At 43.3% G+C, this 21,754-nt stretch carries 22 protein-coding genes; 14 read left to right on the plus strand and 8 right to left on the minus strand.

What is annotated here, in order from left to right:
* The first annotated feature begins 2 nt into the window (after positions 1 to 2).
* From ACSBL2_RS13005 to ACSBL2_RS13050, 10 genes are all read left to right on the plus strand, one after another.
* A complete protein-coding gene (locus ACSBL2_RS13005) occupies positions 3 to 617 on the plus strand; it encodes a TerD family protein (RefSeq protein WP_442592132.1) in 615 nt (204 codons plus the stop codon).
* 10 nt (positions 618 to 627) lie between these two features.
* Positions 628 to 1,722, plus strand: coding sequence for a toxic anion resistance protein (locus tag ACSBL2_RS13010; protein WP_442592133.1), 1,095 nt, complete (start codon positions 628 to 630; stop codon positions 1,720 to 1,722).
* Positions 1,723 to 1,730: 8 nt separating this feature from the next.
* Positions 1,731 to 2,693, plus strand: a complete 963-nt coding sequence (locus tag ACSBL2_RS13015; protein WP_442592134.1) for a hypothetical protein — start codon at positions 1,731 to 1,733, stop codon at positions 2,691 to 2,693.
* 24 nt (positions 2,694 to 2,717) lie between these two features.
* A complete protein-coding gene (locus ACSBL2_RS13020; RefSeq protein ID WP_442592135.1) occupies positions 2,718 to 3,737 on the plus strand; it encodes a TerC/Alx family metal homeostasis membrane protein in 1,020 nt (339 codons plus the stop codon).
* 189 nt (positions 3,738 to 3,926) lie between these two features.
* On the plus strand, positions 3,927 to 4,259 hold the full coding sequence (locus ACSBL2_RS13025; RefSeq protein ID WP_442592136.1) for a hypothetical protein: 333 nt from the start codon (positions 3,927 to 3,929) through the stop codon (positions 4,257 to 4,259).
* Positions 4,250 to 5,098: a hypothetical protein gene (locus tag ACSBL2_RS13030; protein WP_442592137.1), complete on the plus strand. Its 849-nt coding sequence runs from the start codon at positions 4,250 to 4,252 to the stop codon at positions 5,096 to 5,098. Before ACSBL2_RS13025 ends, ACSBL2_RS13030 begins: the two co-directional genes overlap by 10 nt.
* Positions 5,099 to 6,040 (plus strand): tRNA (adenosine(37)-N6)-dimethylallyltransferase MiaA, encoded by a 942-nt coding sequence (gene miaA / locus ACSBL2_RS13035; RefSeq protein WP_442592138.1) that lies wholly within the window; start codon positions 5,099 to 5,101, stop codon positions 6,038 to 6,040.
* A 278-nt stretch (positions 6,041 to 6,318) separates the two neighbouring features.
* Positions 6,319 to 6,849, plus strand: coding sequence for a hypothetical protein (locus ACSBL2_RS13040; RefSeq protein ID WP_442592139.1), 531 nt, complete (start codon positions 6,319 to 6,321; stop codon positions 6,847 to 6,849).
* 95 nt (positions 6,850 to 6,944) lie between these two features.
* Complete coding sequence (locus tag ACSBL2_RS13045; protein WP_442592140.1) at positions 6,945 to 7,484, plus strand: DUF3347 domain-containing protein; 540 nt, start codon at positions 6,945 to 6,947, stop codon at positions 7,482 to 7,484.
* 114 nt (positions 7,485 to 7,598) lie between these two features.
* On the plus strand, positions 7,599 to 8,885 hold the full coding sequence (locus ACSBL2_RS13050) for a citrate synthase (RefSeq protein ID WP_442592141.1): 1,287 nt from the start codon (positions 7,599 to 7,601) through the stop codon (positions 8,883 to 8,885).
* Between the two features lie 120 nt (positions 8,886 to 9,005).
* On the opposite strand, the gene ACSBL2_RS13055 is transcribed toward ACSBL2_RS13050, so the two are convergent.
* The 4 genes from ACSBL2_RS13055 to ACSBL2_RS13070 form a co-directional block, all read right to left on the minus strand.
* Positions 9,006 to 10,271 carry a NupC/NupG family nucleoside CNT transporter gene (locus ACSBL2_RS13055; protein WP_442592142.1) on the minus strand — a complete coding sequence of 422 codons (1,266 nt, stop codon included), beginning with the start codon at positions 10,269 to 10,271 and terminating at the stop codon, positions 9,006 to 9,008.
* A 67-nt stretch (positions 10,272 to 10,338) separates the two neighbouring features.
* Positions 10,339 to 10,956: a bifunctional nuclease domain-containing protein gene (locus ACSBL2_RS13060; RefSeq protein WP_442592143.1), complete on the minus strand. Its 618-nt coding sequence runs from the start codon at positions 10,954 to 10,956 to the stop codon at positions 10,339 to 10,341.
* A gap of 48 nt (positions 10,957 to 11,004) precedes the next feature.
* The gene (locus ACSBL2_RS13065) at positions 11,005 to 11,976 is read right to left on the minus strand and encodes an electron transfer flavoprotein subunit alpha/FixB family protein (RefSeq protein ID WP_442592144.1); all 972 of its coding nucleotides are present in this window, start codon (positions 11,974 to 11,976) and stop codon (positions 11,005 to 11,007) included.
* A 43-nt stretch (positions 11,977 to 12,019) separates the two neighbouring features.
* Entirely contained in the window at positions 12,020 to 12,757 is a 738-nt protein-coding gene (locus tag ACSBL2_RS13070; RefSeq protein WP_442592145.1) for an electron transfer flavoprotein subunit beta/FixA family protein, read from the minus strand.
* A gap of 46 nt (positions 12,758 to 12,803) precedes the next feature.
* Here ACSBL2_RS13070 and ACSBL2_RS13075 point away from each other — a divergent pair, with 46 nt between their 5' ends.
* On the plus strand, positions 12,804 to 13,139 hold the full coding sequence (locus tag ACSBL2_RS13075; protein ID WP_442592146.1) for a tetratricopeptide repeat protein: 336 nt from the start codon (positions 12,804 to 12,806) through the stop codon (positions 13,137 to 13,139).
* A gap of 11 nt (positions 13,140 to 13,150) precedes the next feature.
* Complete coding sequence (chrA, locus tag ACSBL2_RS13080) at positions 13,151 to 14,350, plus strand: chromate efflux transporter (protein WP_442592147.1); 1,200 nt, start codon at positions 13,151 to 13,153, stop codon at positions 14,348 to 14,350.
* Positions 14,351 to 14,480: 130 nt separating this feature from the next.
* Here the strand turns inward: chrA and dnaB are convergent, their stop codons facing one another.
* Together dnaB and ACSBL2_RS13090 are read right to left on the minus strand one after the other, a co-directional pair.
* Complete coding sequence (gene dnaB, locus ACSBL2_RS13085) at positions 14,481 to 16,052, minus strand: replicative DNA helicase (protein WP_442592236.1); 1,572 nt, start codon at positions 16,050 to 16,052, stop codon at positions 14,481 to 14,483.
* Between the two features lie 92 nt (positions 16,053 to 16,144).
* Positions 16,145 to 16,531 carry a hypothetical protein gene (locus ACSBL2_RS13090; RefSeq protein WP_442592148.1) on the minus strand — a complete coding sequence of 129 codons (387 nt, stop codon included), beginning with the start codon at positions 16,529 to 16,531 and terminating at the stop codon, positions 16,145 to 16,147.
* An 81-nt stretch (positions 16,532 to 16,612) separates the two neighbouring features.
* Here ACSBL2_RS13090 and rlmB point away from each other — a divergent pair, with 81 nt between their 5' ends.
* Positions 16,613 to 17,383, plus strand: a complete 771-nt coding sequence (gene rlmB, locus ACSBL2_RS13095; protein ID WP_442592149.1) for a 23S rRNA (guanosine(2251)-2'-O)-methyltransferase RlmB — start codon at positions 16,613 to 16,615, stop codon at positions 17,381 to 17,383.
* Positions 17,384 to 17,397: 14 nt separating this feature from the next.
* Here the strand turns inward: rlmB and ACSBL2_RS13100 are convergent, their stop codons facing one another.
* A complete protein-coding gene (locus ACSBL2_RS13100; protein WP_442592150.1) occupies positions 17,398 to 18,489 on the minus strand; it encodes a mannose-1-phosphate guanylyltransferase in 1,092 nt (363 codons plus the stop codon).
* An 18-nt stretch (positions 18,490 to 18,507) separates the two neighbouring features.
* Positions 18,508 to 19,473 carry a KpsF/GutQ family sugar-phosphate isomerase gene (locus ACSBL2_RS13105; protein ID WP_442592151.1) on the minus strand — a complete coding sequence of 322 codons (966 nt, stop codon included), beginning with the start codon at positions 19,471 to 19,473 and terminating at the stop codon, positions 18,508 to 18,510.
* An 88-nt stretch (positions 19,474 to 19,561) separates the two neighbouring features.
* Between ACSBL2_RS13105 and recQ the strand changes: the two genes are divergently transcribed.
* Positions 19,562 to 21,754, plus strand: coding sequence for a DNA helicase RecQ (gene recQ / locus ACSBL2_RS13110; RefSeq protein ID WP_442592237.1), 2,193 nt, complete (start codon positions 19,562 to 19,564; stop codon positions 21,752 to 21,754).

The raw sequence follows: 21,754 nt of genomic DNA on the forward strand, positions 1-21,754 counted from the left end.
CGATGGCAATTAATCTTCAAAAAGGACAGCGGATCAGTCTTGAAAAAAGTAATGGCAGTAAACTGCAAAATATCTGCGTAGGCATAAACTGGGGTGCTATTGTGAAAAAAGGCCTTTTTGGTCTGGGTTCCTCAAAAGTAGCAGTCGACCTGGATGCCAGCTGTGCGGTATACAATGAGAACAAACAGCTGATTGAAGTGGTTTATTTTGGTAACCTTGGATCGAAAGACGGTGCGGTAAAACACAGTGGCGATGACAGGACAGGGGATACCGGCGGTGATGACGGACTGGACAATGAGGTGATTACCCTTGATTTTTCCCGTTTAACTCCAAATGCAAGTTATGTGGCCTTTGTGCTGAACAGCTTCCAGGGTCAGGATTTTGCGACCATTCCTTTTGCTTCCATCCGCATTTATGAAGGTACCCCAAAAAGGGTGAATGAGGTATTCGCCACCTATGATATTGCCAACGGTGCTGGTTTTGCCGGTCACGTTTCTATGGTACTGGGGGTATTCTACAAGAAGAACGGAGAATGGAAGTTCAATGCCATTGGTGAGCCCACCAAAGACCGTAAACTGGAGCAAACGGTGCAAACTGTCACACAAAATTACCTTTAACCTGTAATTTATGGAAACTAACGCTGAAAGTAATGCCCTAACGCCGGTTAAACTGGATAAGGAAGGGAATGTCGATCTATCGGTGATCTCTGCGGCAGAGAAACTGAAATATACAGAAATGAGTAAGTCGCTCGACCCTGCTGATGTGAATTCTATCCTGAATTATGGGGTGGAAGCACAGAATTCAATGGAAAAGTACAGCAATGACTTCCTGACTTCTGTGCGTACCTATAACAGTGGTGAGGTTGGGGGATTGATCAATGAATTGCTTACGGAGCTGAATTATATTGATGTGGATGAGTTGAACCAGAGCGGTTTTACCTCTTTTATCTCAAAGATTCCTTTCCTTAAGAATTTGGTGGTCGATGTGAAAAAGCTGTTCCAGAAATATGATGTGGTGGTCAATAACATCGACAAAATTACCAATAAGGTAAAGGCAGGCCGTCTGAACTCTATAAAGGATAACAGTTCTTTGCAGACCATGTTCGATAATAATGTGGGCTACATCAAACAGATGGAGGAACTCATTATTTCCGGTCAGCTGAAATTTGAGGAGCTTAGTGTTAAACTGGCCGAGATGGAAGGCCGTCCTGCAGATTATGAGGATTATGAGATTGCCGATCTGCGCGATTTTATCAGCCGCCTGGATAAAAGGCTGGCAGATATGAAGATCGTCCGTTTCATCATGCTGCAGTCGCTCGCTCAAATCCGTGTGGTACAGAATAACAATACTTCCATTGCGGAAAAAGCACAGTCGATTATTTCTACCACTATTCCGGTATGGAAAAATCAGCTGACCCTCGCTGTTGCCCTGCAAAGGCAGAAGGCGAATGTGGAGATGCAGAAAAAAATCTCTGATACCACAAATACCATTCTGCAGAAAAATGCGGATATGCTGAAACAGAACAGTATTGATGTAGCGAAAGAAAATGAAAAAACAGTGGTCTCCATTGATACCCTGAAAAAAACGACCCAGTCGCTGATTGAAACCCTGACAGAAGTGAAGAAAATTCATGAAGAAGGAGAGAAAAGCAGGAGAGTATTGGACGGTGAATTAAAAACCCTGGAGTCGGAGTTGAAGAAAAACGTGACGCGGGTGAATTAAGTTAAACAATGGATGAACATATTGCGGGTGTTTTAGCAGAGTCAAACAGGATAATCAACAGATTACAACTTCTTTCTGTGTTTTTCCAGGAAGAAGTTGTGCTTAAAATTTACCTGAGGAGCAAGGTGATCCACCAGCTCTTTGAGAATAATACGGAGTTGTCTATCGATAAACTCGAGCTTTTCCACCTGCAGTTTACTTCTAGTGTGATTGAATTGCTGAGAAAGATCAAGAAGAACAATGAGAAAAATGTGACGCTGATCTATGATGAAATTCAGTTGAATAAAGAGGTTATCGCCAAACTGAATGATACCGTGCTCAATGAGAAGAATTTCCTTGAAGGGAAGAAAAGTCAGTCACTGAAAGTCAATATCTCCCTCAGGAACTTATTTGAAGAACTGTCCGGCCACTCCACAGACTTTCCTTTTGTCAAGAACATTACCCGCCTGAGCGCCCGTTATGCGAAAGATTTTTATTATACCATTACTGCAGATAACCTGGCGGAACTTATTAATTATGAGGAGTCAGAAGTGTATATCAGTACGTATGGGGTCATCGAAAAAAAGCTGATGGGCCTGCTCTGTAAACTTGACTTTAAGACGGAGTTTGTCTATGGACTGAAATCCGGAATGCTGATTATTGAAATCTATAAATTCGTTGAAACCGAGCAGCATTTCCTGTTTTTTCCCAGCCGGAACCTGTTCCTGTTTTGCAATGCTGACGATCTCGCGGGCATTGGGATCTCAACGAATGTATCAGAAAAAGGACGACTCATACAGGAGTTGTCGTATCAGAATGATAAGCTGGAAAGCAATGCCGCAAGCGTAAAAACATATATTCCTGCAGAGATCATCAGTTTGCTGGAAGATAATTATACCAAAATATCTGACCTCAATTTCCTTAACCACCTGAACAATTTTGATGTGCAGGCCAATATCTTAAAGGCAATGTTGAATACAGACCTGATGTAAATAAATTTTTAAAATGTTGTTATTATGGATAATATGATGAATCACCCGGGACTGATAGCGAGCTTTGCCGTATTGGTTACCGTGATGTTACTGCTGGACCTCGGCGTTTTTAACCGGAAGACACACGCTGTGTCGACCAAGGAAGCCGCCATCTGGTCGGTGGTGTGGATTTCGCTCTCCATGGGCTTCAGTGCGGTTATTTATTACTTTGCCGGTTTTGAGAAGTTTACCCAGTTCCAATCGGCCTATTGGATTGAAAAAGCCTTGTCGGTGGACAACCTGTTTGTCTTTATCCTGGTGTTCGGCTTCTTCAATGTGCCCAAAGAGTTGCACCATAAAGTGCTTTTCTGGGGCATTATAGGTGCTTTGGTGTTCAGGGCCATCTTCATCTTTTCCGGTGTAGGACTGATTAACCTGACCTACCTGCCGGAAATGGAAATGTTCGGACATGCGATCAGGATCAATGTTGTTTTGCTGGCTTTCGGGATTTTTCTCATCTATGCCGGAATTAAATCGGGCCTGGGCAGTGATGATGATGACGAGAACAAAGATTTCACGAAAAGTGCAGGGGCAAGGCTGGTGTATAAGTTTTTCAAGGTCAGCAAGGACTTTGATGGAGATAAATTTTTCACGGTAGAGAATGGTATTAAGCTGGCTACGCCACTTTTGGTTGTGGTAGGGGTGATTGAGTTCACCGATTTACTTTTTGCGGTAGATTCGATCCCTGCGATTTTTGCCATTGCTCCGGATGACCCAATGATACTGTATACCTCCAATATATTTGCGATCCTGGGTTTAAGGGCTTTGTATTTCTTGCTGGCGAACTTTATCCATATGTTCAGTTACCTGAAATACGGACTGGCGATTATCCTGACTTTTATCGGAGTGAAAATGGTGATTTCACCGGTTTACCATATCTCTTCTCCCTTGTCGCTGTCGGTAGTCGGCGGGGTACTGGTACTTTCCGTGATTGCTTCTATTGCATTTTCGGCCAAGGAAGAGGAGGCTAAGCCAGAGCCGCCCCAGAATACATTTAAAGACTAAAATAATACCTGGTTGGCCAACCAGTATTGATGTGGTCATTTAAAACTGCTTTTATCATTTAAAAATAGCCGGTATCCGATTCATCAGATACCGGCTATTTGTTCAAATCGGCCGATTTTAATTTCTGGTATTAATACGCGTTCGACACAAAATGACGCTACATTTGTTATCCTTAAAAAAACTCATTTTATGAAAACGGATCCTATAGAAATATTTCAAACCATCAGAGCTGTCCTGCAGCCTTATGCAACGCTTGGCTTTAGCAATAAAACAAACAGTGACGCTGTGTATGATCTCTGGTCGGATAAAAATGCCCTGATTGACGGGGAAAAATATACCGAAGTATTTTTTTGCAGCCTGGAGATTCAATCTGGCCATGTGGAACTCGATATTTTGCCGGATTTCCTTCCGCAGCATGAATCCCCCCTGTTGATTAAGGAACTGGATGAGGTGTACCTGAACCAGATTGAAGGGAAGGTGGCTGCCGGATATAAAGTATTTAAAGAAAACGAGTGGATCTAGAAAACTCCCGCTGGAAAGAAGATTTTTTCGGCAGTCTGAAACATCAGGGAATAAACAGCACTGTAGTGTCCTTTCAGTCGGTCGAACTGGTCAGGCTGAATGAAAATGAAAAACTGCTGATCCATTTGATATCAGTCAGTCAGGTAGTTCTTCCTGAAGAGTTAATAGAGATACAGGAGGAGGGAAAGAAAAGAGGGGTACAGGTCATCCACCTTTGGGAGGATGTCTGGCTGAGCAGGCCTGAACAGGTATTGGGCAGGCTCTCTTCCGTACTCGGACTAAACAAGACCGTTCATGGGCGCAAGACAAAAATTGTGGAAGTCCGCCAGGAGACCGCAAATTCCTTTTTTAAGCAGTACCATTTGCAGGGCACTGCAGGCTGCAAATTTAGGTACGGACTTGAACTGGATCAGCGCCTGGTGGCTGTTGCAGGATTCAGCGCCAAGAGGCCGATGCACCATACCCCAGGATATACCTCGGCAGAGCTGATTCGTTTTGCAACAGTGAATGGGTTTACGGTAACAGGCGGGCTGAGTAAACTGATCCGGCATTTCATCAAGACGGCCGCACCCAATGATATCATGAGTTATGCCGATATGGACTGGTCGGATGGCAATGGTTATACCCGGCTGGGCTTTACAGCGGTGGCAAGGACTCCGCCAATGCACATTCTCCTGCACAGCCCTTCACTCCGGCGCTTTCTTCCACATCGATTGCCTGTTGTCGTCAGGGATAAATTATCTGTTATTGAAGAAGATAGCAGGTTAATCTATCTTAAAACTATACATTATACCCCGGTATATAACTCCGGGAATATCAAATACATTTTATATTTATAAATGGATACACATCCTCTCCTGGTTATCCTGGGGCCTACGGCTTCGGGAAAGACAAAATTGGCGGTTCGTATGGCCGACCACCTGAATACAGAAATTATCAGTGCCGATAGCCGGCAGGTGTTTAAAGGGATGGATATCGGTACAGGGAAGGACCTGCAGGAATACCGTTTGGAGGAGCGGACTGTTCCCCATCACCTGATCAATATCAGGGAGGCGGGCGACAATTACAATGTAAATGAGTTTAAGGACGGTTTTTACGAGGTTTTTGAGCAGCTTACCGCAATGCATAAGTTGCCGGTATTGTGTGGCGGGACCGGAATGTATATCCATAGTATATTACAGCACCAGCCATTTACTGCTATACCGGTAAATATGGAACTGAGGGCAGGTCTCCCAGGCAAGGATATCCTTGCGCTGAGAAGGATTCTTGCTAAATATCCCACTTCCAATACTTCACATGCTGACCTGTCTTCTGCCAAAAGGATTGTCAGGGCCATTGAGATTGCAGACTATTTAAGCAGGCATACCTTTGTGGAAACGAAAAGAGCCCCAATTACCCCACTGGTGATAGGTCTGCGCAGCGATGTGCCTTCCAGAAGGGAGCGTATTCTTCAGCGCCTAATTGAGCGCTTTGACCAGGGATTGATTGAAGAGGTAGAAGCCTTGCTGACCCAGGGGATTGCCGCTGAAATGCTTACTTTTTACGGTCTGGAGTATAAATTCATTACCGCTTACCTCCATAAAGAGCATACTTTACAGGAATTAAAGGAAAAACTGTACATCGCCATTTGCCAGTTTTCCAAAAGGCAGATGACCTTTTTCAGAAAAATGGAGAAAGATGGCATTAAAATTCATTGGCTAGAGGTTGGGGAAGATCCGGAAAATCATCAAAAAGATATCCTCAAACTATTTCCTGGTTATTTGCCCTCATACCAGCTATAATTGCCTGTGATTAAATCGTATATCGCAGATTACCTAAATCACCTCAATTGTGTTTAAGTTAATAGAATAAGGTGTTTGTTAATTGTTACGATACTTGTTGTGAAGGTGTTTTAGCAATTGTTTTGATAAATTATATCATAGTAAAGCTGGTAATGGCATACAATTTGTAAATGACCAATCAATTCATAGATTGATCCTGGGTGGGTAACATTAAGATGTAACATTCGGATAGGTTGAATGGCCCTGAAGGATCTGAACAATTGATAAAATAAATACAAATGAAAAAGTCTACAAAATTTCTTGCTTCAGCAGTAGCTGCCGTAGCAATATTCTTTACAACAAATGCAAGTGCACAAAAAGTAGGTATAGGAGCTAACCTTGGGATACCCACAAGCGATCTTTATAGTTTTGCTGCAGGGGTAGACCTGCGTGTGCAATTTGACGTTACCAAACAGTTATCGGTACCGATTGCCACAGGGTATAACCATTTCTTTGCTAAGGATGACAATATCGGTTATCCAGGTAGCGGAGAACTTCCTGATTACGGATATATCCCGGTAAAAACAGGTTTAAAGTATTTCATTAACCCAAGCGGTTCCGGATTATATGCAATGGGTGAGGTGGGTGCTGCAATTGGTGTTTCTGACCATGCAAAAACCACTTTCCTTTATGCACCTACTTTAGGATACTCCTGGAGCAATGGCCTTGACCTGGGCGTTAAGTATGAGAATGCCGGTAAGGGTGTTGACTTCCTTGGCAATGAATCGGGCCAGGTTGCCTTACGTATTGCATATGGCTTCAAATTATAATATTATTGTGATATAATCACAAAAGCCTCCGATTTGTCGGGGGCTTTTTTATTTATTTAAAATTAAAATAGTATTTTGACCACAAAACCAAATACATGAAGAAATATATTGGCATAGCGGTTTTGTCCACCTTCATTGCCTGCACAAATTCGCAGCAGCAGCAATCTGCAGAGACGGACACGACCTCTACAAAAACAGCGGCAGCAACCACTCCGGTTGAATTGGCCGATCCGGAAATTGAAAATATCTATAATGGATACATCAGCTTAAAAAATGCGCTGGTGAATTCCAACCCCGCAGCGTCGAAAACGGCTGCAGCAGCATTGGTCAAAAGTCTCAATAGCCATGAAGGCTGTGAGAATACCGCATTGATTGCAGAAAAAATTGCAGGGACAGATGACCTGAAATCACAACGGAAGGATTTTACGGCGCTTAGTTCGGACGTGATTGCCTTATTCAAGCATGCCGACCTGAAAGCAGGAAAGATCTATGTTCAGCATTGCCCAATGGCCAATAATGGCGATGGGGGCGACTGGCTGTCTTCAGAAGCGAAGATCCGTAATCCCTATTACGGCGATGAGATGATGGAATGCGGAAATGTGCTGGAAGAAATTCAGACAGCCGCAGTGAAATAATCCCTGGATGGATATAACCAGCCACTTAACAATAGTTTAACAGCATTGTTATCTTTGTTGTGGGGCGATTAAGAATAGAATAGTTATTTTTGTTATTTATAAATTAGAAGATATATGTCAGATATTGCAGAAATTAAGATTGATGGTAAAGTATATGAGTTTCCCATTATAACTGGAACAGAAGGAGAAAAGTCAATTGATATTTCGAAATTGAGAGAATTAACAGGTCACATTACTTTGGATTTGGGCTATAAAAACACCGGATCTACCAAGAGTGCGATTACGTTTTTAGACGGGGAAAAAGGAATCCTGAAATACAGGGGATATCCTATAGAGCAACTTGCCGAAAAATCAAACTTTCTTGAGGTTGCGTATTTGCTTATTTACGGAGATTTACCTACAGAAGAACAGATTGTTACTTTTCAATCCAAAATAACGAAACAAACGCTGATCCATGAGGATATGAAAAAGTTCCTTGACGGATATCCTTCACGAGCACATCCTATGGCACAGCTGGCTTCCCTGGTCTGTTCCTTGTCCTCGTTCTATCCGGAATCTATCAATGCAAATTCTTCTCCGGAAGCAATGGATCATACGATCATTAAATTACTGGCTAAACTTCCGACTATTGTATCTTTTATTTACAAGAAAGGCCTGGGCCATCCGCTGATCTATCCGAAGAACAAATTTGATTATGTCAGCAACTACCTGCATATGACATTCGGACAAAGGACTGAGGAAGTTGAAATTGATCCGGTTGTGGTTAAAGCGATGAATACCCTGCTGATCCTGCACGCTGATCACGAACAGAACTGTTCTGCATCAACAGTACGAATGGTAGGTTCTTCAGATTGTAATTTATTTGCATCTGTTTCAGCAGGTATTGATGCTTTATGGGGCCCACTGCATGGTGGAGCAAACCAGGCCGTGATTGAAATGCTGGAAACTATCAAAGAAGATGGTGGTGATACAGAAAAATGGATCAATAAAGCAAAAGATAAAAATGATCCTTTCCGTATGATGGGCTTTGGACACAGGGTGTACAAAAACTTTGACCCGCGTGCCAAGATCATCAAGAAAGCCTGTGATGATATCCTGGATAAATTAGGCATCAATGACCCAGTATTGGAAATCGCTAAAAAACTGGAAGAAGCTGCTTTAAGCGATCCATACTTTGTGGAACGTAAGTTATATCCTAACGTAGATTTTTACTCAGGTATTATTTACAGGGCTTTAGGTTTCCCTACAGATATGTTCACCGTATTGTTTGCCCTGGGCCGTTTACCAGGATGGATTGCACAATGGAAAGAAATGCATACCAACAAAGAGCCTATCGGCCGTCCGCGCCAGGTATATGTTGGCCATACCAACAGGGAATTTGTTGAAATTGAGCAACGTTAATTATTGCCTCAGCTCATTATAAAAAACAAGCTTAAACAAGAAAGCCGGAGAAATTAATTTCTCCGGCTTTCTTGTTTAAAGTATATCCATCCTGAATGGTATTCAAGGATGTGCTTTCTTTTACATTAATATACCGGCAATGGAAGCGGAAAGGTAAGAGGCCAATGTTCCGCACATTAGGGCTTTTAACCCTAATTTGGCAAGATCTGCCCTTCTTTCGGGAGCAAGCTCACCGATTCCACCAATCTGCATGCCTACACTGCTGAAATTCGCAAAACCACAGATCGCAATACTGATGATCAGTACACCTTTTTCTGTCACGATCGGAACGGCTTTGGTGGTTAGATTTTTAAAAGCTAAAAATTCATTTACCGTCAGCTTCTGGCCCAGAAGGGTAGCCGCATTGCTCACATCGGCTTCAGGGACACCCATAGCCCATGCAAACGGATAGAATATCTTGCCGAAGATCCAGTCGAGCGACAAATTGAAGTTCGGGTTAAACAGGTGGCCGATGTTGACTAATGTGTAATCCAGCAGGGCAATCAGTGCAATAAAGCCGATCAGCATGGCAATCACGTTCATCGCGATCTTAAAACCTTCACCGGCACCATGGGAAATGGCATCGATAAGATTGGTATACTCGCTTTTTACTTCCAGTTTCACTTTTCCCATGGTCTGGGAAACTTCGGTCTCAGGAAATACGATCTTGGAAATGATCAATGCACCGGGAGCAGCCATTAAACTGGCCATAATCAGTTTAGGAGCCAGGTTCATCCCTGCCTGGGCACCCATATTGGCATATACAATGAGGATACCCCCTGCAATACAGGCTAAACTTCCACTCATGGAAGCCAGCAACTCACTTTTGGTCATCCCTTTTAGATAAGGTTTAATCATGACCTGTGCCTCTACCTGGCCTACAAAAGCACTGGCTACGTTACTCAGTGCCTCAGCACCACTCACACGCATGATAAAGTTCATTCCCTTGGCAATTACAGCAACAATACGCTGCATGATTCCAAAATGATAAAATATGGCGACCAATACACATACCAGGATAATGGTTGCCGTGACATTAAAGGCGAAAACAAAACTGTCTGGTGCAGCATAAGATTTGGGTTGTCCGTCGTAGCCAATGACTGCTACACCCCCATAAACAAAATCGACCCCCTTTTTAGCAAATTCCTCGATTTTCTGCATGCCCTTACCCAGGGCTTCAAAAAAGTGTTGCACAGGGCTAACGCGTAAGATTAAAATGGCAATGATGAATTGAAGCGTAAGACCACTCAGGACGAGTCGGTAATTGATCCTTTTCTTGTTATTTGAAAATAGATAAGCGAGGCCCAAAATAAAAATGATGCCCAAAATTCCGTGAAAACGCTCCATAAAAGTACTCCGATAAAGGTTTAGAATAGAAAAATCTAAAGATGTGTAATAATAAATTAATAAAAGGTTATTGAGATGAATTTCTTTTGTTCAGTTCATCCCTTATTCTTGCAGCTTTTTCATAGGCTTCTTCTGCAATAGCCTCTTGTAATTTGTGATTTAACTCTTCTAAGCTTAAAGAACCGTAATTGGAGGCAGGAATTGAGGTTCCTATGTCTTCCTGGCCTTCTTCTTTACTCATATTGTCCATATTCTGCAGAAATAAAAGATCATTTCCTTCGATCACAATGCCTGCAGAGGATAAAATAAATTCATAAGTATAAATTGCAGCATTGAAACGTACTGCAAGTGCAATCGCGTCAGAGGTCCTGGCATCGATTTCTTCTGTCTGCTCGCCATTGGTGCAGATTAATTTGGCGAAAAATACACCGTCTACCAGGTTATAAATCAGGATCTCCTTGATTTCAATTTTATAGGTTTGGGCAAATGTCTTGAACAGGTCGTGTGTTAAAGGCCTGCTGGGTGTCATCTTCTCAATCTCGATGGCAATGGCCTGAGCTTCAAATGCACCAATGATGATAGGCAAACGTCTTCTGCCGTTTACTTCTCCAAGAACCAGGGCATACGCACCTGATTGGGTTTGGCTATAGGATAGACCAACAATATCTAGTTTTACTTTTTTCATATGAAAGAATATCTGGCAAAGAGGTTTTCTCTCTGCCAGATATTATATTTAAGCCTTGTGTGCTTTTAATGCTTCTATTAATTGGGGAACAACCTCGAAGGCATCACCAACGATACCATAATCGGCCACCTTGAAGAAAGGTGCTTCCGGGTCTTTATTGATCACAACGATCACTTTGGATGAGCTTACGCCCGCCAGGTGCTGTATCGCACCAGAGATTCCTATAGCAATATATAAATTTGGGCTGATGGTAATACCGGTTTGGCCAACATGCTCTGCATGTGGTCTCCAGTCTGCATCCGATACCGGTTTGGAACAAGCTGTCGCCGCACCCAGCAAACCTGCCAGCTCTTCAATCATTCCCCAGTTTTCAGGTCCTTTTAATCCCCTTCCTGCAGAAACAACTACCTCTGCATCCGGAAGGGATACTTTATCGGTTGCCCTTACAATTTCTTTCACAATGGCAGTCAGGTCGGTTGCCTTTAAGGCAGGACTGAAGCTGCTGATGCTCAGTTCAACCGGGTTTTCTTTTAGTCCAAAAGCATTCGGGTTTAAGGCGATTACCTTAATGGCTGAAGTCAGTTCAGTTACGGCAAAAGCTTTTCCGGAAAAAGCAGTTTTTTTCACCCTAAAAGTTCCACCCTGCAGGTCAGGCAATTCAATTGCACCGTCTGCTAAACCTGCTTTTAATTTCACGGCTACACGTGGTGCAAGCCCTTTTCCTGAGAAGGAGTTGGATAAAACCACTACCGATGCATTTTCTTTCTCCGCTGCTTCAGCAATTACTGAAGCGTAAGCCTGGTTGACAAAGTTTTTTAATTCTGCGGCAGTGACACTGAGAACAGCTGAAGCACCATATTTACCCAATGCATTCAACTCAGCCTCTTCAACACTTCCTATTGAAATAGCGGAAAGTGTGGTACTCAGTTGATCTGCTATGGCTTTAGCATAAGAAACTGCTTCAAATACAGATTTCTTAAACTTGCCTTCAACTTGTTCTACATATACTAAAACTGACATAATCTCTTTTCTTAAATTTAAATAATTATAAGTTGAAGAGGGCTTAGATAACTTTAGCCTCTTCGTGCAACAAGCTGATTAATTTTTCTGTTTCTTCCGCTGGTACCAGTTTCACGGTACCGCGTGGGGCAGGGGTTTCAAAAGAAATGATCTTTGCTACCTCTTCCAGTGCAGTTGCTTCAACGACCTGCAAGGGTTTGGTTCTTGCGGACATGATCCCTCTCATGTTCGGTATTTTGGCTTCAGCAGTACCTTCAGAGCAACTGGCAATGAATTTACCGGTGATGGAGATGACTTCTTTTCCACCTTCAATTTCACGCTCTATCGTGGCAGTGCTGCCATCATAACTTAAATTCTTAATGATAGAAACCGAAGGGATGTCCAGGAACTCTGCAATCATTGCCGGTACCTGTGCGCCATTATAATCAATCGACTCGCGGCCACATAGGATGATGTCGAAATCTGTTGTTTTTGCATATTCAGCGATCTGGTAGGCAGTGAAATAGGCATCACGTGGTGCTGCATTGATTCTCACCGCATCATCAGCACCAATAGCCAATGCTTTACGTATCGTAGGGTCTGTCGTGCTTTCGCCAACATTCACTACGGTTATGGTACCCTTACCACCTTCGCATAACTCAATCGCTTTTGATAAGGCAATCTCGTCATACGGGTTAACTATAAATTGAACTCCTGACGTATTGAATTGTGTATTATCATTAGTAAAAGTTATTTTTGTCGTTGTGTCGGGCACATTACTGATACAAACTAATATTTTCATAATAATTGTCTTTTTGCAAATCTAATTAAAAAAGCAGGGATTTAAAATGCAAAGTACCCGATTAACCAAGTTATTAAATTTTTTAGCAACTCAACCGAATGATCCATTTATTTTATATGCTTTAGCTACTGAATATAACTCATTAAATGATACGAAAGAGGCTTTTTATTACTACCTGAAGTTGGTAGAAGAACATCCTTCCTATATAGGTACGTATTATCACCTGGGGAAGTTGTATGAAAAAGAACAACAGGCGGAGAAAGCGATTGCGATTTACCAGACAGGGATGCAGCGGGCACGTGAAAAAGGCGACAGGCATGCATTTTCTGAACTTCAGGGTGCCTATCATATAGCTGCCGGAACGGATTATGAGGACGATTAAGCGCATGGTAAATGGCAAAAAGACAGCTATTATTCATTAAGGATGTTTTTCTTTTTACTTTAACCGCATTTGGCGGTGCACAGGCACACATTTCCCTGCTGCTGAAGTATTTCGTTAAGAATAACCATTATATTTCCGAAGAAGATTTACTGGAACTGAATGCCCTGGCACAGGTTCTTCCCGGTCCGGCCTCAACGCAGACCCTGGTGGGGATTGGGTATAAGGTCGGGGGATTGAAACTTGCGATCCTGACTTTCCTGATCTGGATTGTTCCCTCTGCTGCGGTGATGACTTTTGCCGCGATCAGTTTTGCCGGACTGGACCAGAAGGCACAGTTTGGCGTGATCTTAAAATATATCCAGCCTATTGCCCTGGGAATTGTAGCCTTTGGTGCCTTTAATCTCGCAAGGAAGGTGCTGATTACCCAGGTGTCCGTATTCCTGGCGGTTTCTGCAGTCGTCGCTACCCTGGTCCTCAGAAATGCCTATGTTTTTCCGATGGCTATACTGATTGGCGGGATGATCTCCTCCTCCCTGGAAACTCCCGGCGAGGAAAGTGAAATCAGGGTGAAGCTCTTCTCCAATATCAACCGCAACAAGCTGATCTATTATCTGGGGGTATTGATGGTGCTGGCCTTATTGGGAGCCATTATCAACAGGACTTCGCCCTTCAGTCTGCCCATCAGGCTTTTTGAGAACTTTTACAGGAACGGTATTTTTATTTTTGGAGGGGGACAGGTACTGGTCCCGCTGATGTTTACTGAATTTGTCCAGATGAAACATTACCTCAGTTCGCAGGAGTTCCTTTCCGGGTTTGCCCTGCAACAGGCTATTCCAGGGCCTACATTCTCTTTTACCAGTTACCTGGGCACATTAAGCATGAAAAACTTTGGCCATGGCCTTGGGGGGCAGATTGTAGGTGGGATTGTCGGCGTGCTGGGGATTAATCTTCCGGGACTGATCCTGGTTCTTTTTATTGTTCCTTTCTGGGATGACCTGAAAAAAATTACACGCATCAAACATTCGCTGTCGGGCATCAATGCCGTGAGTATCGGTTTTATCATTGCTGCATTTTTCCTGCTGCTGAAACCTGTGGGACTTGATTTTTTGTCTGTCTCACTCATCATTGGTACTTTCCTTATCCTGAATTTCACCAGGATTAGTCCACCCTTTATTGTGCTTGCCGGAATTTTACTGGGTTATTTTATTTAGTGAAAGTACATCTGGACATGCCACTATGGCAAAGCGATATTTATACATCACAAAGCCCCCGAATTTTTAATTCCGGGGGCTTTGTAGCTGAGGACTCAGCCTGTATTTTTTATTTAATTTCTGTTTCTAATTAAAAAGGAGCATCATCATCCTGCATATCATCCATACGGGAGGGCTTGATGATCACATTTCCTGATGGCCTGTCGAAGTCAGCCGAAGGCATCATTCCGGCACTCGGACTGTCCATAGAGAAACTGTTCGGTGGCATAAAATCTTCTTCAAGGTCGGCAAACTTCACATATTTACCAATAAAGCGCAAGGGCACAATACCGGTTTCACCATTCCTGTGTTTGGCGATAATCACCTCACCAACACCGGCCTGTGAACGTCCGTTTTCATCCTCTGTAATTCCGTAATACTCCGGACGGTAAAGGAACAATACCATATCCGCATCCTGCTCAATGGAACCAGACTCCCTCAAATCGGACAGCAATGGCCGTTTACCATTTACTCCCGGTCTGTTTTCTACCGCACGGCTCAACTGGGAGAGTGCCAGTACAGGTACATTCAGTTCTTTGGCCACCGACTTCAGTGCCCTGGATATACTACCGATCTCCTGTTCACGGTTACCGCCGCCACTTTGTCCTTCTCCCTTACCATGCATGAGTTGGAGGTAATCGATGATGACCATCTGGATATCGTATTGTGATTTGAGCCTCCTGCATTTTGCGCGGAACTCAAAAATATTCAGTGCCGGGGTATCATCAATCAGCAAGGGCGCTTCTGTAAGCGTACTGATCTTACTGTGGAGCTGCTGCCATTCCCATTCGGCTAAATTCCCTTTCCTGATTTTCTCCTGTTCAATTTCCGTTTCTCCGGAAATCAGACGATTGACCAGCTGTACGGAAGACATCTCCAGAGAGAACACTACTGTTGGTTTTTTAAATTCTACCGAAGCATTTCTCGCACAGGTCAGTACAAAAGCCGTTTTACCCATGGCGGGCCTTGCAGCGATGATCACCAGATCGGATGGCTGCCATCCGCCGGTAATCCTGTCTAATGCGGTGAACCCGGAAGGTACACCGGTCAGTCCGTCAGATTTTGTCCTGAGTTCCTCCAGTGTGGCGAGCGACTGCTTGATGATCTCGTCCATCTTCTGGGTATCTCTGCGCAGGTTATTCTGGGCAATATCAAATAACCCTTTTTCTGCGGTATCCAGCAAGTCGAAGATATCTGTGGTATCTTCATAGGCATTCTGAATAATCTCTGAAGAGATCCTGATCAGTTCGCGCTGTATATATTTCTGGGAAATGATACGTGCATGGTATTCAATATTTGCTGCTGAGGCTACCCGGTTGGTCAAGTTGGTCACGTAATAAGCTCCGCCAACCATTTCAAGTGTACCCAGTGTCCTCAGCTCAGAGGTTACTGTTAGAATATCCACCGGTTTTGATTTCTGGAAGAGGAGGGCGATCGCCTCAAATATTTTCTTGTGTGCTTCTGCATAAAAGACATCCGGTTTTAGGATGTCGATAACTGTAGATAAGGCATCCTTTTCCAGCATCAGTGCACCCAGCACTGCTTCTTCAAGGTCAATTGCCTGCGGGGGGATTTTTCCACCCTGCACCATCGTTGTATTTAACCTGTTTTTTCTTGATGAGGTGTAATTCTGTTTATCCTGCCCCTGTGTGCCGTTATCCATATTCATAGTCTACAAAAATAAAGAAAAAAACACTCTGATGAAGATTTCTTTATAAACATTCGGCAGTGATTCGGGGATCTTTAGATCCCCGCTTAATTCATCGTTGGCCCAACCATAATTACTATAGCGACCAACCCTGCTACAAATAAACCCGCGGCTGTACCCAAGCCTACCAACACATAATGTCCTGCGGTACGCCGGTGCCTGTTTCTTTTAAAAGCCGCCTTGCGATAGGCCATTACGAATACCGAATCGCTGAGCAGCGTCGTGTTTTTGACATTATTTTCCCGGGGTTTGAAGTAATCGGAAGTGTAAGGCGGCTGACGGCGGTACTTTTTCCATATGATATCGTCCAGCCTGAAGTTTTTAGCCTCATTGCGGGCGGCTCTGATTAGGCTGTCACGGTGTTCTTTTGGCTGGCCTGAAACTGTAGATAGACAGGCAGACAGCAGCAGCAATAGTAAGGTTGTTTTCAGCATTTTATGTAGTAAAACGCAAAAATAACAAACTACAGTCCATATTCTCATAATTTCGCCTATTTTTGCAGGCTAATTAAAACAATGGAAAATTTTAGAAGATCGTCCAGGCCTAAAGAAAATAATGAGTTTGTATTCGGTATTCGTGCGGTCATAGAAGCGATCAAAGCGGGTAAAGATATTGAAAGTATATATATACAAAGAGGATTAACAGGGGAGATTATTCCTGAACTGAAAGGTTTACTCAGGGAAACCGATATCCCTGTTCATAATGTTCCTGTGGAAAAATTAAACAGGATGACCCTCAAAAACCACCAGGGTGTAATTGCCGTAATTTCGGCCATTACCTTCCAGAAAATCGAGGATATTATTCCTGCGATCTATGAGAAAGGTGAAACACCGCTCATATTGATTCTTGATGGGATCACAGATGTAAGGAATATGGGAGCCATTGCACGGACAGCAGCCTGTACCGGTGTACATGCAATCGTTGTTCCAGCTAAAAATTCTGCACAGATAAATGCGGATGCCATAAAGACTTCTGCGGGTGCTCTGTTTAGCATTCCGGTTTGCCGTCACCAGAATTTACACAAAACGGCTTTATACCTGCAGGAATGTGGATTGCAGATTGTAGCCTGTACTGAAAAAACGAATGACCTGATTTATGCCCCGGATTATACTGCTCCGACAGCGATTGTTATGGGAGCGGAGGATGAAGGGATTTCCAATGAAATCATGCGGATGGCCAACTATTTGGCGAAAATCCCGATGTTCGGGGAAATAGGTTCCTTAAATGTATCGGTTTCTACCGGAGTAATATTGTACGAAGCCATCAGGCAACGTACAATATCATAAGCTGAACGGCAACCCTAGATAAACCGGGTGCCGAAATTAGATTTTACATCTGCAACAATCTGTTTTACACTCTGTTCTTCTGTCCTCGGACAGATCAGCAGGGTGTTATTGGATTCCACCACGATGTAATCGTGCAGGCCCTGAAGGATAACCAGTTTGTCCTCAGGGACATTCACCATACAATTGGAGGAGTTGAACATCATGACCTGTTCCGATGGGATCACTGCATTACCCACGTAATCCTTATCAGCCATATCATAGATAGACGCCCAGGTACCTAAATCTGACCAGCCAAAGTCGGTCGGCAGCACATATACATTGTCCGCTTTTTCCATGATGGCAAAATCGATCGATATATTGGTACACTGCAGATAGGCATTGCTGATGAACCCTTTCTCATCTGTGGTATTGTAGGCAGAAACGCCCAGGTGAAAAATATCATACATATCGGGCAGGTATTTGCTGAAAGCATCATTGATAGCCCTGGCCGACCAGATAAAGATTCCTGCATTCCAGAGGAAGTCGCCGCTCTGTACAAATGACTTTGCCAGTTCAAGATTTGGCTTCTCGGTAAATATTTTCACTTTGTGGATCTGGTCATCGGCAGGCAGGGTTTTTTCCATATACTGGATATACCCATAACCGGTATCAGGCCTGCTTGGCTTAATTCCCAGGGTAATCAGGCAGTCGTTCTCTGCTGCAGCCTCAAGCGATTGTGTTATAGCAGCAATAAAACCGTCCATGTTAGAGATCGTATGGTCTGACGGAGCCACCACAATGTTCGCATTGGGATTAATTTCCGCTATTTTCATGGAACCATAAGCAATACAGGGTGCGGTATTGCGCATAATCGGTTCCGCAAGAATCTGGTTGGGGTCTAAATCAGGTAATTGCTCTGTGATCAGGTCAGCATAGATCTCATTCGTGACAATAAAAATATTCTCCGGGGGACATATTTTCAGAAAGCGGTCATACGTGCTTTGTATCAATGTCCGTCCAACGCCAAAGAAGTCAATGAATTGTTTGGGATGTTCTACTCTGCTTACCGGCCAAAAGCGGCTACCAACGCCACCAGCCATAATTAATGCATAATTGTCTTTATTCATCTTAGAATTTGAAATAAATTAAATTAAACCTTCCTGAAGGAGGTCGTGTAAATGGACAATGCCATAATATTTATTGGCATCTGTCACCAGTAACTGTGTAATGTTGAATTTTTTGATCACTTCAAAAGCCGAGGAGGCCAGCACTTCTTTGTCTACAGTCTTGGGTGTTTGATTCATAATATCTTTAGCTGTGATACCGGTTAAAACAGGGTGCTTTTCCAGCATCCTCCTGATATCACCATCAGTAATTATTCCCAATATCAGATCACCTTGAGTAACAACTACGGCGCCTAAACGGTTTTTACTAATTGCAATTATAACGTCTTTTACGGATGAATCTGATGCAATGGATGGTTTTAAATTTTTTTCTGCAATTTCAGACACTTTCAGGTAAAGTTTTTTACCGAGTGAACCACCAGGATGGTAACGGGCAAAGTCCTGTGCATTGAAATCACGTGTATAAAGTAAGCTGACGGCAAGGGCATCACCCATGGCCAGTTGTGCTGTCGTGCTGGTAGTAGGGGCAAGGTTATTGGGGCAGGCTTCCATATCCACCGTGGTATTCAGGATCAGGTCGGCCTGCCGTCCGAGTTCGGATTCCAGCTGGCCTACCATTCCGATCAGGACATTACCAGATTGTTTGAGCAGGGGAAGGAGGACCTTGATCTCAGGGGTATTTCCGCTCTTTGAAATGCAGATAATAATGTCGTTTTGCTGGACCATTCCCAGGTCGCCATGCACGGCATCGGAGGCATGCATAAAGAAACTCGGTGTGCCCGTAGAATTAAAAGTTGCAGCAATTTTCTGCGCAATAATGGCGCTTTTGCCAATTCCAGTGATAATCACGCGGCCGCTTCCGGCGATAATAAGCTCCACAATCTTCGCAAAATCATCATTCATATGATCAATTAAGCCCAGTACCGCTTGTGATTCCAAACGTAAAGTGTTGATTCCGGCGGCTATAATAGATTTTTTACTTTTCAAAGAGAATTTTTTAGTATATTGATGCTTTAATTGGTGCAAAATTATGTTATTTTGAATGAAAAATAGCACTGAATATTTTATACAAAAAATGGATGTGAAAAAGTCGTTGTTTGACAACTTGCAAACCTTTTTCGGGTTTGACAATTTTAAGGGTGATCAGGAATCAATTATAACCAATATTCTTGAGCGAAAAAATACCTTCGTTATCATGCCAACAGGGGGAGGAAAGTCTATTTGCTACCAGCTGCCGGCATTAATGAATGAAGGTACTGCCATTGTAATTTCCCCGTTGATCGCCCTGATGAAAAATCAGGTAGATCAGTTGCGTGCCTTCGGGGGAAATGACAGTATCGCTCACTTCATGAATTCTTCATTGAATAAATCTGAATTGGCTCAGGTAAAAAGCGATTTGCTGAGCGGTCATACCAAATTACTCTATGTAGCACCGGAATCTCTGTCTAAAGCAGACAATATCGATTTCCTTAGGCTCATCAATATTTCTTTTGTCGCCGTTGACGAAGCACACTGTATTTCTGAGTGGGGGCATGACTTCCGTCCTGAATACCGTAAGATACGTCAGGTCATCAGTGGCCTCGGGGCAAATATTCCGATCATTGCCTTGACTGCTACGGCAACACCAAAAGTACAGCAGGATATCATCAAGAACCTGCAGATGTCTGACGCCACCTTATATAAATCGTCTTTTAACCGGCCGAACTTATTTTATGAGATCCGCCCCAAAAGGGATGTGCTGAAGGAGATGATCCGCTTTATCAAACAGAATACCGGTAAATCAGGTATTATTTATTGCCTGAGCAGGAAGAAGGTGGAAGAAGTTGCAGAAGCACTGAACCTGAACGGTATAAAGGCATTGCCTTACCATGCCGGGCTCGAGCCCAAGGTAAGGGCGGAAACCCAGGATAAGTTCCTGATGGAAGATGTGGAAGTAATTGTGGCAACCATTGCCTTTGGAATGGGGATCGATAAACCGGATGTGAGGTTCGTGATTCACCATGATATCCCTAAGAGCATGGAAGGATACTACCAGGAAACCGGCAGGGCAGGAAGAGATGGCGGTGAAGGTGTCTGCATTGCTTTCTATGCACAGAAAGATGTAGAGAAGCTGGCCAAGTTTATGAAAGATAAACCTGTGGCAGAACGTGAGATCGGTACACAGATCCTTAAAGAGGTGATTGACTACGCAGAATCCGGCGTATGTCGCAGAAAGCAGATCCTGCATTACTTTGGAGAGAACTTTAATGAAACCGGCTGTAACTGCATGTGTGATAACTGTAAAAAGCCTAAGAAGCTGTTTGAAGCAGAAGACCAATTGAAAACATTGCTTTCACTGATCAAAAATGCAGGCGAGAAGTTTGATGACAGCCATATCCTGAATATCCTGACTGGTAGCGAAACCGCACAGACCATTGCCTATGAACACAGTAAATTACCTGAGTTCGGCATTGGTAAGGTGGAAAACGGAGAGAACCTTTGGAAATCACTGATCAGGCAGGCGGTATTGAATAATTTCCTGTCTAAAGATATTGACAATTACGGCTTGCTGAGGCTGACGAATTCCGGACATGATTTTATTGAAAATCCGTATGCCCTGAAGTTCATCATGAATGAACCTATTGAAAGTGCAGCCGATGATGATGAGGACGATGTAAAACATGGAACTGGTGCACTCGATAACCAGTTGTTATTGCTGCTGAAGGATTTACGGAAGAAAATCGCCAAGCAAAAAAATGTGCCTCCCTTTGTGGTCTTCCAGGATCCTTCACTGGAAGAAATGTGTACACATTACCCAATCTCTATGGAGGAACTGAAACAGATTTCCGGGGTAGGAAATGGTAAAGCGGCAAAATTCGGCAGCCCTTTTCTGGAGCTGATCAAGAAATATGTGACCGATAATGATATTGAACGTCCGATTGACCTGATTATTAAAACCCAGGCAAACAAGTCGCAGCTGAAAGTATCGATTATTCAGAACGTGGACCGCCAGATTGGCCTGGAGGATATTGCCAAATCCAAAGGAATTACCTATTTCGAAATCCTGAAAGAAATAGAAGCGATTGTCAACTCCGGGACTAAACTGAACCTCAATTACTTTGTGGATGAGATCCTGGATGACGACCGCCAGGATGAGGTGTTTGATTATTTTCGTTCTGCAGAGAACGACTCTATTGATGAGGCGCTGAAAGACCTGGGAGAAACCGATTATACCCGCGAAGAAATACAGTTAATGCGAATCAAGTTCATGTCTGAACTTGGAAACTAA

It is taken from the genome of Pedobacter sp. AW31-3R (assembly GCF_052180285.1).
In the GTDB taxonomy this organism is placed as follows: Bacteria; Bacteroidota; Bacteroidia; order Sphingobacteriales; family Sphingobacteriaceae; genus Pedobacter.

Bases quoted from the DNA above. Each gene is read 5' to 3' on its own strand.
- ACSBL2_RS13005 (WP_442592132.1), top strand. From the start codon at position 3: ATGGCAATTAATCTTCAAAAAGGACAGCGGATCAGTCTTGAAAAAAGT.
- ACSBL2_RS13010 (WP_442592133.1), top strand. From the start codon at position 628: ATGGAAACTAACGCTGAAAGTAATGCCCTAACGCCGGTTAAACTGGAT.
- ACSBL2_RS13015 (WP_442592134.1), top strand. From the start codon at position 1,731: ATGGATGAACATATTGCGGGTGTTTTAGCAGAGTCAAACAGGATAATC.
- ACSBL2_RS13020 (WP_442592135.1), top strand. From the start codon at position 2,718: ATGGATAATATGATGAATCACCCGGGACTGATAGCGAGCTTTGCCGTA.
- ACSBL2_RS13025 (WP_442592136.1), top strand. From the start codon at position 3,927: ATGAAAACGGATCCTATAGAAATATTTCAAACCATCAGAGCTGTCCTG.
- miaA (WP_442592138.1), top strand. From the start codon at position 5,099: ATGGATACACATCCTCTCCTGGTTATCCTGGGGCCTACGGCTTCGGGA.
- ACSBL2_RS13040 (WP_442592139.1), top strand. From the start codon at position 6,319: ATGAAAAAGTCTACAAAATTTCTTGCTTCAGCAGTAGCTGCCGTAGCA.
- ACSBL2_RS13045 (WP_442592140.1), top strand. From the start codon at position 6,945: ATGAAGAAATATATTGGCATAGCGGTTTTGTCCACCTTCATTGCCTGC.
- ACSBL2_RS13050 (WP_442592141.1), top strand. From the start codon at position 7,599: ATGTCAGATATTGCAGAAATTAAGATTGATGGTAAAGTATATGAGTTT.
- ACSBL2_RS13055 (WP_442592142.1), bottom strand. From the start codon at position 10,271: ATGGAGCGTTTTCACGGAATTTTGGGCATCATTTTTATTTTGGGCCTC.
- ACSBL2_RS13060 (WP_442592143.1), bottom strand. From the start codon at position 10,956: ATGAAAAAAGTAAAACTAGATATTGTTGGTCTATCCTATAGCCAAACC.
- ACSBL2_RS13065 (WP_442592144.1), bottom strand. From the start codon at position 11,976: ATGTCAGTTTTAGTATATGTAGAACAAGTTGAAGGCAAGTTTAAGAAA.
- ACSBL2_RS13070 (WP_442592145.1), bottom strand. From the start codon at position 12,757: ATGAAAATATTAGTTTGTATCAGTAATGTGCCCGACACAACGACAAAA.
- ACSBL2_RS13075 (WP_442592146.1), top strand. From the start codon at position 12,804: ATGCAAAGTACCCGATTAACCAAGTTATTAAATTTTTTAGCAACTCAA.
- chrA (WP_442592147.1), top strand. From the start codon at position 13,151: ATGGCAAAAAGACAGCTATTATTCATTAAGGATGTTTTTCTTTTTACT.
- dnaB (WP_442592236.1), bottom strand. From the start codon at position 16,052: ATGGATAACGGCACACAGGGGCAGGATAAACAGAATTACACCTCATCA.
- ACSBL2_RS13090 (WP_442592148.1), bottom strand. From the start codon at position 16,531: ATGCTGAAAACAACCTTACTATTGCTGCTGCTGTCTGCCTGTCTATCT.
- rlmB (WP_442592149.1), top strand. From the start codon at position 16,613: ATGGAAAATTTTAGAAGATCGTCCAGGCCTAAAGAAAATAATGAGTTT.
- ACSBL2_RS13100 (WP_442592150.1), bottom strand. From the start codon at position 18,489: ATGAATAAAGACAATTATGCATTAATTATGGCTGGTGGCGTTGGTAGC.
- recQ (WP_442592237.1), top strand. From the start codon at position 19,562: ATGGATGTGAAAAAGTCGTTGTTTGACAACTTGCAAACCTTTTTCGGG.